Annotated in this window: 14 protein-coding genes; 12 read left to right on the top strand and 2 right to left on the bottom strand. The window is 41.9% G+C overall.

Annotated elements, in window-relative coordinates:
* The first annotated feature begins 15 nt into the window (after positions 1-15).
* The 6 genes from rbfA to J2Z34_RS04845 all read left to right on the top strand — a co-directional run bounded on the left by rbfA (position 16) and on the right by J2Z34_RS04845 (position 5889).
* A complete protein-coding gene (rbfA, locus tag J2Z34_RS04870) occupies positions 16-387 on the top strand; it encodes a 30S ribosome-binding factor RbfA (RefSeq protein WP_209458746.1) in 372 nt (123 codons plus the stop codon).
* Entirely contained in the window at positions 374-1348 is a 975-nt protein-coding gene (locus J2Z34_RS04865; RefSeq protein ID WP_209458745.1) for a DHH family phosphoesterase, read from the top strand. Before rbfA ends, J2Z34_RS04865 begins: the two co-directional genes overlap by 14 nt.
* The gene (gene truB / locus J2Z34_RS04860) at positions 1332-2195 is read left to right on the top strand and encodes a tRNA pseudouridine(55) synthase TruB (RefSeq protein ID WP_209458744.1); all 864 of its coding nucleotides are present in this window, start codon (positions 1332-1334) and stop codon (positions 2193-2195) included. The genes J2Z34_RS04865 and truB overlap by 17 nt, the downstream gene beginning before the upstream one ends.
* A gap of 8 nt (positions 2196-2203) precedes the next feature.
* A complete protein-coding gene (locus J2Z34_RS04855; RefSeq protein WP_209458743.1) occupies positions 2204-3136 on the top strand; it encodes a bifunctional riboflavin kinase/FAD synthetase in 933 nt (310 codons plus the stop codon).
* A gap of 124 nt (positions 3137-3260) precedes the next feature.
* On the top strand, positions 3261-3524 hold the full coding sequence (gene rpsO / locus J2Z34_RS04850) for a 30S ribosomal protein S15 (RefSeq protein WP_209458831.1): 264 nt from the start codon (positions 3261-3263) through the stop codon (positions 3522-3524).
* A 226-nt stretch (positions 3525-3750) separates the two neighbouring features.
* Positions 3751-5889 (top strand): polyribonucleotide nucleotidyltransferase, encoded by a 2139-nt coding sequence (locus J2Z34_RS04845; protein WP_209458742.1) that lies wholly within the window; start codon positions 3751-3753, stop codon positions 5887-5889.
* A 50-nt stretch (positions 5890-5939) separates the two neighbouring features.
* Here J2Z34_RS04845 and J2Z34_RS04840 read toward each other — a convergent pair whose 3' ends face one another.
* Positions 5940-7190, bottom strand: a complete 1251-nt coding sequence (locus J2Z34_RS04840; protein WP_209458741.1) for a L,D-transpeptidase family protein — start codon at positions 7188-7190, stop codon at positions 5940-5942.
* Between the two features lie 273 nt (positions 7191-7463).
* Positions 7464-7907: an SRPBCC family protein gene (locus J2Z34_RS04835; protein WP_209458740.1), complete on the bottom strand. Its 444-nt coding sequence runs from the start codon at positions 7905-7907 to the stop codon at positions 7464-7466.
* Positions 7908-8201: 294 nt separating this feature from the next.
* Between J2Z34_RS04835 and J2Z34_RS04830 the strand changes: the two genes are divergently transcribed.
* From J2Z34_RS04830 to J2Z34_RS04805, 6 genes are all read left to right on the top strand, one after another.
* Entirely contained in the window at positions 8202-9932 is a 1731-nt protein-coding gene (locus tag J2Z34_RS04830) for an IS1634 family transposase (RefSeq protein ID WP_209458739.1), read from the top strand.
* A 752-nt stretch (positions 9933-10684) separates the two neighbouring features.
* A complete protein-coding gene (locus J2Z34_RS04825; protein WP_209458738.1) occupies positions 10685-11113 on the top strand; it encodes a hypothetical protein in 429 nt (142 codons plus the stop codon).
* A 178-nt stretch (positions 11114-11291) separates the two neighbouring features.
* A complete protein-coding gene (locus J2Z34_RS04820) occupies positions 11292-12299 on the top strand; it encodes a hypothetical protein (RefSeq protein ID WP_209458737.1) in 1008 nt (335 codons plus the stop codon).
* Between the two features lie 4 nt (positions 12300-12303).
* Positions 12304-13437 carry a hypothetical protein gene (locus J2Z34_RS04815; RefSeq protein WP_209458736.1) on the top strand — a complete coding sequence of 378 codons (1134 nt, stop codon included), beginning with the start codon at positions 12304-12306 and terminating at the stop codon, positions 13435-13437.
* A gap of 1 nt (position 13438) precedes the next feature.
* Positions 13439-14122: an ABC transporter ATP-binding protein gene (locus J2Z34_RS04810; protein ID WP_209458735.1), complete on the top strand. Its 684-nt coding sequence runs from the start codon at positions 13439-13441 to the stop codon at positions 14120-14122.
* 545 nt (positions 14123-14667) lie between these two features.
* A complete protein-coding gene (locus J2Z34_RS04805; RefSeq protein ID WP_209458734.1) occupies positions 14668-15648 on the top strand; it encodes a LacI family DNA-binding transcriptional regulator in 981 nt (326 codons plus the stop codon).
* The last annotated feature ends 79 nt before the right edge of the window (positions 15649-15727 follow it).

The following is a 15727-nucleotide window of genomic DNA, read 5'->3' as shown; positions in this document are numbered from 1 at the left end:
GAAGGAGGAATTCCGATGGCAAGATACAGATCCGGAAGGATCAATGAAGAAATGAAGAAAGAGCTTGCTTCACTTGTAATGACGGACATCAGGGACCCAAGGCTGACAGCCATGGTAAGCATCACTGAAGTTGAAGTCACCAAGGACCTTAGCTATGCTAAGGTATACGTAAGCATATTTGGCACCGAGAAGGAAAAAGCGGACAGCCTTGAAGCGATAAAGAACGCTTCGAGCTTTCTGAGACGGGAGATAGGCAGAAGGATGAATCTCAGGCATACGCCTGAGCTGGTAATAATGCTGGATACCACCATTGACAGGGGTATGCATATAGACGATCTTATCAGGCAGATCTCAACTGACAAGGATGACAAGAATGGGACTCGTTGATATAGCAAGACTCATTTCTGAAAAGGACAATATTGCAGTCGTGACCCACGTCGCCCCTGACGGGGACGCCGTGGGCTGCACGCTTGCCATGGTTGAGGGACTGAGGTCGTTTGGCAAGAAAGCCGTGGTGATCTCAAGGGACAGAGCCCCCGACAACCTGACATTTTTGAATCTCTATGAAGAGTATACAGGTACCAGTCCAAAGATTCCCAAGGAATCAGGATTGCTGATTGCACTTGACTGCGGGAACCTTGACAGGCTTTCACTTGACCTTGACTCTGTTGGAACTGTGCCGGTCATAAACATTGACCATCACCTGTCCAACGACATGTACGGGGTGGAGAACCATGTCGATACAAAGGCATCTGCTACAGCTGAGATTGTCTACAGGCTGCTGAAGCTCATGGGTGTAACCATAACAAAGGGTATCGCCGAGAGCCTTTATGCCGGGATAGTCGCTGACTGCGGATCATTCAGCTTCGAATCGACAACGGGAGAAACTCATATCATAGCCAAGGAACTTATGGAGACAGGCATAGATTTTTCGATGATACACAGGGTACTCTTCAAGACCAGGGATTTTGCGAGGCTTAAGCTTATGGGCAAAGGGCTCCAGTCCCTTGAGGAACGTATGGATGGCTTTGTGACATTCATGTATCTGAACGCTGAGGACTTCAACAGCCTGTCAATCTCGGACAGGGATTCAGGTGACATAGTTAACTACGGACTTGAATCGAAGACATGCGATGTGTCTGTGCTTCTCAAGGAAGCTGAAGGCTTCTACAGGGTCAGTATCAGGACGAAATCGCTTTTGGATGCAAGAGCCATATGCGAGGCGTTCGGCGGCGGCGGCCATGTACGGGCTGCCGGCGGCAATATCAAGGCTGTGGACGTTGAAGATGCCAAAAGGCAGATTCTGGCGATAATAGAAAGGATGCTGCCTGATGGACGGAGTGATTAACATATTCAAGCAAAGGGGCGAAACCTCCTTCAAGTGCGTGTCTAGAGTCAGGAAAGCCCTGAATGTAAAGAAGGCAGGACATACCGGAACTCTCGATCCTGAGGCTGAAGGGGTCCTTCCCGTATGCGTGGGCAGGGCTACAAAGCTCGTCGACTACATAATGGGAAAAGAAAAGACATATGTGGCAGGCTTCGAGCTTGGGTTAGTTTCTGACACTCTGGATGCCTTTGGTGAGGTAAGGTCGACTAATGCAGTGATACCGCCAGAGGAAGAAGTCAGGAAAGCATTTGCAGATCATATCGGGAATACCCTTCAGACTCCACCAATGTACTCTGCCCTTAAAAAGGATGGAGTGAGGCTCTATGAGCTTGCAAGAAGCGGCATCGAAATTGAAAGGGAAGCCCGTGAAATAGAGATAACATCCATCGAGCTCCTCGCCTTCGATGGCAGGATAGGCTCGGTTAGGGTTGACTGCGGAAAAGGCACATACATAAGGAGCCTTATAGATGACGTTGGAAGGGAGCTTTCCTGTGGTGCTGTAATGACAAGTCTCATGAGAGAACGGACAGGTCCGTTCACTTTGAAGAATGCTGTGACAGTTGAAGGACTTGCTGTAGAACCGGAAAAGCATCTGATCCCAATGGAAGAGGTGCTCTCAGAATATGGCAGCATGACAATCCCTGAAGGCTTCAGGAAGCTTCTTATCAACGGCGTGAAGATCAAGGACACCAGGGTGACAGGCATAGCAAAACCTGGAACATACAGGGTTTATTCGGAAGAGGGGAGTTTCCTCGGGCTCGGCGAGCGCGTGGAAGACTTCTTATATCTGAAGCTCAATCTAGTGTGAGGTTGAAAATGATAGTAATAGATGAGACATACAAGGGAGAACTGAATGAGGGGACGTACATCGCCCTGGGGAGCTTTGACGGGCTTCACATGGGTCACATGTCGCTTATCAACAGGGTAGTGGATGAAGCACTTGCAGACGGTGTCAAGAGTATGGTTTACACGTTCAAGAACCATCCCCTGACTATCGCCAAGCCTGAAGCTGTACCGAAGCTACTTATGGACAACGAGCAGAAGCTCCATCTTCTGGAAAGCTCGGGTATTGATGTAACGGCGATGATTTCATTCACGAAGGGCTACATGATGACCGGACCTGAAGAATTCATAACCATGCTCATGGACAAGTACAACGCCAAAGGCATAGTTGTAGGATTCAACTACAAGTTCGGCTACAAGAACAGAGGAAACGTGGAATCCCTCAGGGAGCTATCCCATAAATACGGGTTCAAGCTTATGGTCCTTGACGCTGCAAAAATGGACGAGGCAGTCATAAGCTCAACAAGGATCAGAGACCTTATCATAAATGGACATGTCAAGGAAGCGAACGCAATGCTGTTCGAACCGTTCATGCTGAGGGGAACCGTTGTTGGCGGACGTAAGATTGGAAGGAAAATTGGCTTCCCGACTGCGAACATGACCTACGACAACAAGTACCTGATACCCAAGATAGGGGTTTATTACACCAATATCTGGGTTAAGGGAAAGCTTCACCGGGGCATAAGCTCCGTTGGATACAACCCTACCATAGATGAAGGCCAGAAGCTCACAATAGAGACCTACATACTGGACTTCAATGAAGACATATATGGCGAGGAGGTCAGGCTCTACTTCATGGAATACATGAGGGGGGAAGTAAAGTTCGAAGGACTTGAAGCACTGATAGCACAGCTGAACAAGGACAGGGACTTTGCCGCTGAAAAAGATTTGGCACAACTTCTGTAAATAATTTACAGAGTAAGGGGCATTGTGGTATAATGCAATTTGGAACCAAGTTCTATGATTTTAGGATTGCCATCTTTTATCTTGGGCTTAGGGGATTTTAAAATTCAGGAGGAATGAAAAAATGATTGACAAGGCAAAGAAACAGCAGATCATCGCTGAAAACGCGAGACACGAGGGAGACACAGGCTCACCAGAGGTGCAGATAGCTCTCCTTACCGACAGGATAAACTCTCTCACAGAGCACCTGAAGGAACACAAGAAAGACCACCACTCAAGAAGAGGACTTCTTATGATGGTCGGACAGAGAAGAGGACTTCTCAACTACCTGATGGCCGAGGACATAGAGAGATACAGAACTCTCATAGCTAAGCTTGGCATAAGAAGATAGTTCAGTTTGAATGCCGAGAGCCTGCTTAAGGTAAAGCAGGCTCTTTGTATATTACTTAGCCGGATCATGCAGAGGGAAGCCTTAACCATATCTTTCCAAAATTTTTTAAAAACCAAAGCATACATCTTAGTCTGCATGTTTTGATTTTTAAAAAATTGTGAGGATAAGGTATGGCGGAACCCGACTGCATCGGTTCGAGAAAAAAACGATTGCAAGGAGGTAAATCATGCATCCAAAAAGAGAATTGCTCGTAGCTGGAAGAAAAATAGGTGTGGAGTTCGGTGAAAATCTGGGAATGCTCTCAGATACTGCACTGTTCATGAGCTATGGCGAAACCGTAGTTCTGCTAAACACAAACGCATCTGAAAAACCGAGGGATGGTATAGACTTTTTCCCTTTGTCGGTGGATTATGAAGAAAGAATGTACTCAGTCGGTAAGATCCCTGGTGGATTCATCAAGAGGGAAGGAAGACCAACTGAAAAGGCAATACTTCATGGCAGAGCGATAGACAGGCCGCTCAGGCCACTATTCCCCAAGGGATACAGGAATGATGTCCAGGTCATTGCCACAGTAATGTCCGTTGAGACAGATAACCTTCCTGAAATACTTGCCATAAATGCAGCTTCAACTGCACTGCTTCTGTCTTCAGTTCCATACACGACTCCGCTTGCTGCGGTCCAGGTAGGACTCATCGACGGAGAATTTGTACTGAACCCTAATACAGAAGAAAGGGAGCAGTCTAAGATGTTCCTTACCGTCTGTGCTACAGAGCACAAGGTAATGATGATCGAAGCCGGAGCACAGGAAATTGACGAAGAGACAATGATCAGGGGAATAAGCTACGGCTTTGACGCCTGCCAGCCTATCATCAACTTCCAGAAGGAGCTTTGGGCTGAATTCGGAAAGGTAAAGAAGGTTCCTGTACTCTACACTCTTAACGAAGAGGTTGAGACTGCAGTGAGAGCCTTTGCTACAGAGCCTATGAAGGCTGCCATGCACATAGCTGAAAAGGATGAGAGAGCCATGGGAATCGACGCTGTCAAGGCTTCGGTCTCAGCTGAATTCTCTGAGAAATATCCTGACAAGAAGTACGATATAGCAGAAACTCTTTACAACATCCAGAAGGAAGTCGTAAGGGATATGCTTATATTCGAGAAGAAGAGGGTAGACGGCAGGGCATTTGACGAAATAAGGTCACTTGCAGCCGATGTATCCATTCTCCCAAGGACACATGGTTCAGGCCTGTTCACAAGAGGAAATACTCAGGTACTTGCAGTCGCGACTCTCGGAGCAATAGGCGACGAGCAGATCCTTGACGGCGTAGGCCAGGAAGATTCCAAGAGATTCATACACCACTACAATTTCCCATCGTACTCCGTTGGAGAGACCAGGCCTATGAGAGGTCCTGGAAGAAGGGAAATCGGACATGGAGCACTTGCCGAGAAGGCGCTTGAGCCGCTAATACCGGACGAAGAGACCTTCCCGTACACAATAAGGCTTGTATCTGAGGTCCTTTCATCGAACGGATCCACTTCACAGGCATCTGTCTGCGCTTCCACACTGGCTCTTCAGGATGCTGGTGTGCCAATAAAGAGACCATGTGCCGGAATAGCAATGGGACTCTTCACAACTGACGACCTTGCGCTTGAGGAAGTAATCACTGACATCCAGGGAGTTGAAGACTTCTTCGGAGACATGGACTTCAAAGTTGCAGGAACGACAGAAGGAATCACAGCCATCCAGGTTGACACCAAGCTTCATGGACTTTCAGAGTACTGCATAAGGACCGCCATTGAAAAGGCGAAGACTGCAAGACTTGAGATCCTCAAGGTAATGGAAGGCGCCATAAAGGAATCGAGACCAGAAGTTTCGAAGTACGCTCCTAAGATATTCATCATCAGGATCGATCCTGAGAAGATCAGGGACGTAATCGGATCAGGCGGAAAGACAATCAACAAGATAATCGCAGAGACTGGAGTAAAGATAGACATTGAGGATGACGGAAAGGTATTCGTCGGAGCTCAGGATATCGAGAAAGCCAAGGAAGCGATAAGGATCATCGAGGGTATCACTAAGGATGTAGTACCAGGTGAGCTTTATCTTGGAAAGGTCACCAAGATCACAACCTTCGGATGCTTCGTTGAGATTCTTCCAAACAAGGAAGGACTTGTGCATGTATCCAAGCTTGACCTCAAGAGGGTAGAGCATGTCGAGGACATCGTTGCAGTAGGCGACGAGATACTCGTAAAGGTTACTGAGATAGACAACCAGGGAAGGATAAACCTTTCAAGAAGAGATGCTTTACTTGACCTCGAGAAGAAGGAAAAGGAAGCCAAGGAAAAGGAAGCCTCAGAAAACAAATAGCAAAATTAACGGACCGCGGCAAGCGGTCCGTTTTGCGTTGGCACATATTTTCAATTCACAAAGACTGTCGTTCCGTATGGCATATTGTCATATATGTATTTCGCGTTGGCCAAGGATACTCTTACGCAACCCTTTGACAGGTACATTCCAAGCCTGCCGTCAACAAGCTTCAGGTCCCAGTCGTAGACTACGGAGTGTATCAGAAAATCTCCATAGAACTGGGTGTAGTATCTGCATATCCATTCCTCATGGTCAGGCACGGTGAAGTAACCGCCTTTTCCTATGATTGAGAAAGTACCCTTGATGGTTGGTGTGGAGGGCTTACCGACTGTGCACCTCATATCCTTGAGAAGCTTCCAGTTACCAGCTGATCCCTGGAATATGTAGAGGTGTGTTGTCGGTGTGCTGACCCATATGAGATATTCTGACGGGCTGGACAACCCCTTATTGTTCACGAAGGCTTCAGCTTTTGATGCAGAAATTGATGTGGCTGCAGGAGGTCCTGAATATCTGGTCTTCGATGTCGGTTCAAGTGCAAGCTTCTGATAAGTTGGTCCATCTGCGATTCCAGTGACTGGTATTCCATTCCTTTTCTGGAAATCCTTGAGGGCCCAAAGTGTGGCATTACCAAAATTTCCATCCAAAACCAACCTGTAGTTGAACCTGTTAAGATAAACCTGAAGCTCAAGGACCTCATCACCTTTTGCGCCCTTCTTCAGAGGAATCTCAGAAAAAGGTCCGGTGAATCGGGTGGAATCTGTAGGCTCAAGTCTGAGGTTTTCGAGGGTCATGACATCAACGACACCTGTGACCGGAAGACTGTTCCTGTTCTGGAAATCCCTTACCGCCCATTGGGTAACGAGGCCGAAGTCTCCATCAATTGAGATTTTGTATCCGAAAACAGTCAGACGGGTCTGGATGTCCTTGACAATCTGTCCATGGATACCTGCACCGTATGTGACTGGTTGCTCCGGAACTTCCGGAGCGGGTGGGACCTCTTCAGCAGGCACTGCTGGCGTTTCCGGGATTGTCGGTGATTCGGGAGCTGTAGTCGGTTCAGACGGAACTGTTGGCGATACAGGAACTGTTGGCTCAACTGGCTTCTCTGATGGTACAGTCGGTTTTGCAGAAGGATCTGTTTCTGATGGAACGGTTGGAGTTACCGTAGGATCCGTTTGTGTTGGAAATATTACTGGATCAGTAGTTGTTGGAACAGCAGGAGTAAGTGAGCTGCAGCCGTTAAGAACGACGAAAAGCACTGGAACAAGCAACAAAGCTATCAGATGTTTCCTGACTTTCATAGCTATCACCCCAGGCACAGTACTTGACCTCTGGTGCAAAGTATTGAAGCGGAGCACAAGTCGTGACCTTCCTTTCACATTCATTGTACATTGATATTTTCTCAAATTGATTACATATTTATTAAACAGCAGGAATGAATTGTCAGTTTAAAATTACATAATAAATAATATGAATTTTGAATTATTGTCTGCCTGATGCTGGGAAAATGCCTGGATTTTAACCTGCCAAACAGTAAGGAGCCCGGAAGGCTCCTTATTGACTGGTTTCCGTTGTTATCCTTCACAGAAGGCCTTGAGGTTCTCCAGAGTGTGGACAAGGTCATTATCTTTTACCTTTTCGATGAGAAGCTTGTCGGCAATCCTTCCGATGATTCCTGCAGGCAGAGTATATTCGAGCTCGATCTCAACATCAGTTCCGTCATCTTTTGCTGTGTAGGTGAAAATCTGTTTGCCCGTGATGTTGCCCTTTATCAGGCCTGCCCACCTGCACAGTTCTGGTGATGAAACGTCCTCTGTGACCTCAACGATTGTAGGGACGTGCATTCCAAACAGGTTATACACAGAATTAATGACTGACCCAACTCCACCGTCGCCTTTCTCAAGCTTTATCTCGCTAAGGTTTGCATACCACTGTCCCCATTTAAGAGGATCCCTCGCAAATGCATAGATCTTCTCCGGTGTCGAATTGATGAAAATGCTCTTCTTGTTGCTATGCATGGTACACTCCTTTCCATGCCATGATGGCATGACAGATGCTGAACTTAGAGGAAATGCAGAAAATGTTCAAGCTGTATGAAAATCTGCCAAAACGTACCAATGTTTCCAATCTAAATATACATGCATATGATTTCATAGGTTTATACAGGCTCGGGAGTTTGACACTTACGCTAATTGAACAAATCTCAAAAGTCTTTGTTTTCAAGGACTTTTTTCTTTTTTTACGTCAAATTTGATCTCTATATATTGCGTAATGTATCGTAATGTGTTACAATATATAGGGGTGTATGAATTATGAGATTGACAATTTCCAAATCTCCTAACGCTACAAATATCTTCGTCATCGAAGATGTCAAAGAAAACGGCAAGAGGACTACACGTGTTGTGGAGTCTTTAGGCTCTGTCAATGAATTGGAAGCAAAACTCAATGGCCAGGACCCAATAGAATGGGCCAAAGCCTACGTCAAGGAACTTAACGAGAAGAAGAGCCAGGATCAGGAAACTGTAATCCAGAAGCTCTCTACTGCAAAGCAGATTCCAAAAGAGAAGATCAATAAAGTACAAAGCGGATATCTGTTCCTACAAAGCATCTACAACGGATTGGAACTGGACAAGATATGCCATTCAATTTCCAGCGAGACGAAAGCTGAATACAACCTGGACTCAATACTTTCCAGGCTGCTATATACGAGGATCTTAAACCCTTCATCCAAGCGTTCGTCTTACGAGGCCAGCCTCAACTACATCGAGCCGCCTGATTTCACATTGCATCAGGTTTACAGGGCTTTGAGCCTACTTAGCCAGAACATTGAAAAGATTGAGATGCAGGTGTACAAGAACAGTCTCCAGCTAGCGGAGAGGAACACCAAAGTCCTCTACTACGACTGCACCAATTACTTTTTTGAGATAGAAGAAGAGGATTCACTCCGCAAGTATGGAGTCGGAAAGCAGCATCAGCCTAATCCGCTGGTACAGATGGGATTGTTCATGGATGGAAGCGGAATGCCTCTGGCCTTTTGCATAGATGAGGGATCCAAAAATGAGCAGAATACACTTACACCGCTGGAAAGAAGGATAATCAAGGATTTTGATCTTTCTGAGTTCATTGTCTGCACTGATGCCGGCTTGGGCAGCACTGACAACCGCAAGTTCAACAACAAGCAGAATCGCTCCTACATAGTCACCCAATCCATAAAGAGGCTGAAGGCTCACCTTAATGAATGGGCGCTTGATCCAACAGGCTGGCATCTGCCTAATGTTAAAGCAGACATAGATATCCGGAGAGTCAGCGACCTATCCAGCAATACACGTATCTACTACAAGGAACGATGGATCAACGAAAATGGTTTGTCTCAGCGATTGATTGTAACCTACTCCCCCAAGTACAAGAACTACATGAGGACCATCCGAGGCAGGCAGATCGAAAGAGCCCAGGCACTGGCTGACAAACCGGCCAAGCTCAAGCAGAAGCGAAGCAATGACCCCAAGAGATTCCTGTCATCAACCCACTGCACTCAGGATGGGGAAATTGCACAAAAAGAACTAGTCCGTCTTGACGTTGGCCGATTAGCCAATGAGGAACAGTATGATGGTTTCTATGGGGTATGCACTAACTTGGAAGGCGATGTGGATGAAATACTTAAGATCAATCGAAGAAGGTGGGAAATCGAGGAGTCGTTCAGGATTCTGAAGACAGAATTCAAGGCAAGACCGGTGCACCTTTCAAGGGAAGACCGCATCAGGGCTCACTTCCTGACATGCTTCCTGTCCCTGCTGATACTGAGGATACTGGAGCAGAAGACTGAAAATAAGTACACAGTACCTGAGATCATCAGTACTTTGAGAGATATGGAGATGGTCCCCATAAAGTCCAAGGGATATATTCCGGCATACACAAGGACAGATCTGACAGACACACTGCATGAAAAGTTTGGATTCCAGACTGACCGGGAAGTACTGACACAAAATATGATGAAAAAAATTATTCAACACACCGAAAATCCAAAAACATTACGCAAAAAATAGCAAAATTCAAAAGCCCGGAAAACGCATGATACCAACGTTTCCCAGGCTTTTTTCGACCTTGAAGTGTCAAAGACAGGTACATGCATATGATTACATAGGTTTATACAGGCTGTGAAATTTCTGTAATCGAATAAGGATACCGAGTGATTGGCCAATTGCATATGGGGAAAATACAAAATACTGACTAATAGCTTATTATAGCTAAGGGGTATTGAAGTTTTCCAAAAGAAATAATTGTTCAGAAAATCAAAAATTGGGAAATATCCTGTGGTAGTGCTACGAGATAGGTATAAAATTTATTAAATTATGAGAGTTTAATTGATATATAAATATTATTTTTGATGACTAGATATATCATTTTTTTTGCTTATGTACTACAATAAAAGCATACACATCACTATGATTATAATTGATAAGTAGATGATTTATTAACAATAAACAAAATAGTAAAAATATAAGTAGTTACACGTGTTTTTCTGAAATCTATATAAATGGAATAAGGTAATCGCTGACGACATTCGTTTCAATCTCAAAAAAATTATAGGATAGAGGAATTTATTCATAGTTCTAAATGATGATGTTAATTCCAGGCTATATATCACAAATCAATATTATAATTCATGTTATAAAAGCATAATATTAATATTAATTCAATATAATATATAATTATAGTAATAAGATAATATATATAGTGTTTAATAGCATTTGTTGTTTGTGAACCCCAAATATTACCAATATAAGAGGAGAATGGTATGAAAAAACGCTTTGTTATCAGTATGTCTGTTATGATTATTGTTATCCTGCTTTCTGGAGCAATCAATGCGCTAGCGATAGTTTCACCAAATTTTGCTACAAATACTCATAACGATAATTCGATTTATTACTATGGCTATGTGCAATGTCAACCTTCATTTGTAGAAAATGGATATCATGCTGCACGAGGTTATATTCGCTATTGGAGATATGATATATTCGGAAATATAGTTGAAGATACTAATCGATTATATACCAATTATGGAAATGGACCTGATGATAGTAGGATTTTGACTAGAAACCATACATTCATTGATTCAATATTTCCGAATCCTTATAAAACACAGTTTAGGTATGGATTTACCTGGGTTCCTGATGGAACGGGAGTATGGCCTGTCAGCATTCCGGTAGATTACATTATAGAATAACGATACTCTTTTAACGCTCCTTTGCTTAAATTAATAAAGTAGGTTCACAAACAATTATGATATACTAATAAAATAAATATAAATTAATATAATATCAAAGTAATTATATAATAACACTAAGAAATTTGTAGTTATTGATCAGTCATTAATGATGTTCTTCTTTTAAGAGGTGATGACAGTGAAGATAAAAAATGCTATTTTTTTATTAATATCTATTTCTATCTTAACTTCAATCGGACTAGGGATTTCCATAATCTATTCTGACTACATTTATAATCCTACAGGATTTATTGCTTCTGTAAATATCATTGATTCATCATATTTATCATCTGAACCAGGTGTTGAAAATGATATTGAAAATGAATCGGAAAATATTAAAGTAATGCTTAATAAAATTGATGAATGGGCTAAAGGCGCTAATGCGACAATCATTCAAAAAAATGGATTTGTTGCAGGTGTAGGTTTTTGTAGCTATTCGGATTGGATAAAAAATAATATGAATATCGATGTCAACTCCATTGATAAAAGCGGAGTTTATTTGTTGAATGACTTAAATTTATATAATGCATATGTAATTGGCGATGTTTTTTTGCCTGAAACTGTGGCATTGGAAATTTTAGGTACTTATGATGGAAACAATACTCCCGCGATTATTAATGGAGTAGATTTTATATACCCACTTTCATTATCTACATCAGTTGAAGGGATGTATTTTACTGATACAACAGAAATTGGTACGCTAATTGATTTGTTCGAGAAAAGTGGGTATGAAGTATTGAGTATACGTCAATCTCAGAACATGACTATCATTTCATTGTTACAGACTCTTTTTCAAGATAATTTCCTTTCAAAAGCATTATTAATTGCTTTGATTGGATTATGTTTTTGTTTTATTTATTGTGTTTTATTGATGTATAGAGAAAATTGTTCACTTCTTTGGATACATCATATATTTGGACTTACTTTTAAACGATTTATTACAGCTATTTTTATTATATTATTTATAATTAGTTTAATATCAACAATTTTACTTAAAAGCTTACTTGTGAATGGTCTAACATATTTGAATTCAAGTGATATAAATAGAATTACTAAATCTGTAGCCGTTACGATTATATTATTGATATCTATAGCAAATTTAATTGGGATTTATTATTTGATGAAGCAATTTAAGTTGAGGGATTAGAGCGATGCAATTAATTAAGCAAGTATTATTAGACATAATAAAAGAAATAAAATGGGTACTTATATATGGCATAATAACGACTATCGTAATTATGGCGTTTATTTTAATTGGTAGTAGCTATAATGCAGTCGCTTCAAAAAGTGAAGCAATCGATAGATTTCTGAACCATAATATAACTATGGCGAAAATTAGAAGTGTGGGATTACATAATGATTCAAAAGCTGAGCAAGAACGAATAAATACCAAACTGGTTGAATCACTTGACAATTACTACAAATATGTTTTTTCAGAGGATGGAAATGCTGGAACTTATGTTGTCTTGAGCGGTAGAAATGGATATCAACAGGTTATTTTGCTGCTTGGAGCCTATTCAAATCTAACACCGTTTGACGAAGAGCAAATTGATGGTGTAACTTTTGCAGTTTCTTATGATCAAAAGAATAATTCAAATTCTACAATTACTATTAAAGGAAATGATTATCCTCTGCATATTGCACCTAAAGGAATGTCTATATATCACCCCTTAAGTTTCCTGCCGCCTAATTCAGAATTGTTAAACTCCACATTGTTTGTTTTTTCACACGATTATGAGACAATTCAAAAGTTGTTTCCGAGGACCGAGTATCCAGAATTAGGGGAAAGCATTTTTTTAGAACGCATAATTTTGGCTGAACCAAATAATATGGATTTGCTTCGTCTGCGTAATGTTGTCGTTGGAAATACGGGTGATTATGTCAGTTTTCAGTCTACTAAAGATTTTATAAGTAGCGTATCTTCCAGTGGGACTAGGACTCATAAAACATATTTGCTTTTTTATGTATCAGCATTAACAGCTTTGATTGTATCAATGCTACTTAATATTTATAACATTATGAATCGGAGAATTCCGGACTATATAATACACCATTTATTTGGGGCTTCTAAAACATCTATTTATGTCCGCATGTTTGTTTTTGCTTTGGCTTACCACATAATTCCAGTTTTAGGATCAGTTCTCATGTTGAGATTGAATCGAATGCTAAGTCCTGTGAATATTTTCATGATTTTAACTATTGTTTTTGGTTCGATATTCTTTGTTACAGAACTAGCGTACATGAAATTTCAAGTTATGTTCGAACAAGGATTAAGGGGTGAATAATATGCCAATCCTCAAGCTTGAAAATGTCTCCAAAAGCTATATTACTAACCAATACAACATAAATGCTGTCAATAATGTTACACTGTCTTTTTATAAGAAAGAAGCGGTTGCAGTTGTTGGTCCATCTGGATCTGGGAAATCAACATTACTAAATCTGATAGGTCTGATCATGAATCCAGACAGTGGAAACATCTTAATAGATGAAAAAATAGTTAGTGGTATTAGTGATTATAGAAGAAGCGTGTTTAGGAATAAGAATTTTGGATACATCGCTCAGGATTTTGCATTGATAGCTGATGAGACTGTATATAATAACATTAAAATTCCTCTTATATATAATAAGGAGATAAAACAAAATGAGTATAGGGATAGAATCGAAGAGGCTGCAACGAGTCTCGGTATACAAGATAAGTTGTACAAAAAAGTAGCAAAGTTGTCTGGTGGTGAGCGACAACGTGTGTCGATTTCGAGAGCTATCGTTTGCGATCAACCTATTATTCTTGCAGATGAACCCACGGGTTCATTAGATACAAGAAATAAAGAGATTGTAATGGATATATTTTTACGACTTTGTGAGGAGAAATCTAAGTCAATCATCATAGTAACACATGATTTTTCGATTGCAGAGAGGTGTAACAGAATAATCCGAATGAAGGATGGCGAGGTATATTCGAGGGAAATCTAAAGTGCATCACAATTATATAGAGAAGATTTCATTAAAGTATCAATTTATTAAGTCGAGAGCTAACTCCCATTGATGTGTTGCAATGGAGCGGGATATGATAACAAATAGCGAAATCAACGGAATGTATTTTTAGCGGTCCATTTTTCTATGAATAGACAGATAACATAGACTGTCGTCCAATATTGGATTGTCCGGGGGTTCAGGTGTCAGCGGGACATCTTAAGTATGTGTAGATTCCTCAGCAGGCACTTCTGGCATTTCGGATACTGTAGGTAGCTCAGATATGCCGGAGCTTTTGACTCAACTGACTTGTCTGATGTTCCGCGACTTTCATAGCAGTAACCCGAGGCACAGCGCTTGAACATCTACAATATACATGCATATGATTTCATAGGTTTATACATGCTGTGAAATTTCTGTAATCTAGTGGCATTTGACAGAGGGATTATAAGTGAGGAATGAATTGGATTCTGAAACTGTTCATGTATTTGTTTATATGTATATGTATATGGTATGATGAAAACGTCAGGAAGGGGGATTTTACTATGGTTACGATAAATGACATCGCGAGACTTGCGGGAGTGGCGAAGAGCACCGTATCAAGGTATCTGAACGGTGGGTCTGTAAGTGCGAAGACCAAGGAAAAGCTGGACAGGATAATCGCGGAAACCGAATATACACCAAATGCATTCGCGCAGAGCTTGAAGTCCAAGAAGCCCAGCATGATCGGCATAATAATCCCAAGACTTAATTCGTATGCTACGAATGAAATACTGTCAAGTATTGACGAGGAACTCAGGAACAAGCAGTATCAGCTGCTCATCACAAATACGAATCAGGATATTGACAGGGAGATAGAGAACATAAATACCCTTTCCAGGCAGAAGGTAGCTGGTATCATAATCCTTGCCACGGTTATAACTCCCGCACACATGAAGGCGATCAGGAGCTCTGGCATTCCGGTGATATTCCTAGGCCAGAAGGCAAAGGATTCCTACTCAATAGTGCATGATGAGATTGAAGCGGGCAGGAGCATAGGGCAACATGCAGCTGACCTTGGACATAAGAAGATACTTTATGTTACTGTTTTCGAGGATGATGTCGCTGTTGGCCAGCTTAGGAAGAAGGGTGTGCTGGATGCTCTTTCAGAATATAAGGACATTGAGGTAAAGGTAATAACGAGCGACTTCAATTATCAGAAGGCATATGAGCAGGCGCTTTCGTACCTTCCGAAGAGTGATGCCACGTACTGCATCTGTGCGACAGATAACATCGCGCTTGCCGTATACAAGGCTGCGGTGACACTTGGTAAGAAAGTTCCGACAGACATTTCAATTTCGGGCTTTGGCGGATATGACATTACAAACCTTGTTACTCCATCCATAACCACCGTGAAATATCACTACAAGGAGATGGGCAGGATAGCGGTGGAGAATATGATAAGGCTCATTGAAGGGGAAGAGGTGCTTAAATGCATAACCCTGGGGAATGAATTCCAGCCAAAGGAATCGACTGCAAAACTATAGATGTGGATATACGAACCGTGATTCAAGGATCGCGGTTTTTACTTTTATTTGCGAGATGATCGCTGATGGGTGTAACGGA

This window comes from Youngiibacter multivorans (assembly GCF_017873395.1).
Classification (GTDB): Bacteria; Bacillota; Clostridia; order Clostridiales; family Clostridiaceae; genus Youngiibacter; species Youngiibacter multivorans.
The sequence above is the reverse complement of the archived record's forward strand: the minus strand, read 5'-3'. Positions and strand labels throughout refer to the sequence as shown.

What these genes read in the sequence shown, in the direction of transcription:
- J2Z34_RS04840 (WP_209458741.1), bottom strand. Translation starts at nt 7,190, where the DNA reads ATGAAAGTCAGGAAACATCTGATAGCTTTGTTGCTTGTTCCAGTGCTT.
- J2Z34_RS04805 (WP_209458734.1), top strand. Translation starts at nt 14,668, where the DNA reads ATGGTTACGATAAATGACATCGCGAGACTTGCGGGAGTGGCGAAGAGC.
- truB (WP_209458744.1), top strand. Translation starts at nt 1,332, where the DNA reads ATGGACGGAGTGATTAACATATTCAAGCAAAGGGGCGAAACCTCCTTC.
- J2Z34_RS04830 (WP_209458739.1), top strand. Translation starts at nt 8,202, where the DNA reads ATGAGATTGACAATTTCCAAATCTCCTAACGCTACAAATATCTTCGTC.
- J2Z34_RS04845 (WP_209458742.1), top strand. Translation starts at nt 3,751, where the DNA reads ATGCATCCAAAAAGAGAATTGCTCGTAGCTGGAAGAAAAATAGGTGTG.
- J2Z34_RS04815 (WP_209458736.1), top strand. Translation starts at nt 12,304, where the DNA reads ATGCAATTAATTAAGCAAGTATTATTAGACATAATAAAAGAAATAAAA.
- J2Z34_RS04865 (WP_209458745.1), top strand. Translation starts at nt 374, where the DNA reads ATGGGACTCGTTGATATAGCAAGACTCATTTCTGAAAAGGACAATATT.
- rbfA (WP_209458746.1), top strand. Translation starts at nt 16, where the DNA reads ATGGCAAGATACAGATCCGGAAGGATCAATGAAGAAATGAAGAAAGAG.
- J2Z34_RS04810 (WP_209458735.1), top strand. Translation starts at nt 13,439, where the DNA reads ATGCCAATCCTCAAGCTTGAAAATGTCTCCAAAAGCTATATTACTAAC.
- J2Z34_RS04835 (WP_209458740.1), bottom strand. Translation starts at nt 7,907, where the DNA reads ATGCATAGCAACAAGAAGAGCATTTTCATCAATTCGACACCGGAGAAG.
- J2Z34_RS04855 (WP_209458743.1), top strand. Translation starts at nt 2,204, where the DNA reads ATGATAGTAATAGATGAGACATACAAGGGAGAACTGAATGAGGGGACG.
- J2Z34_RS04825 (WP_209458738.1), top strand. Translation starts at nt 10,685, where the DNA reads ATGAAAAAACGCTTTGTTATCAGTATGTCTGTTATGATTATTGTTATC.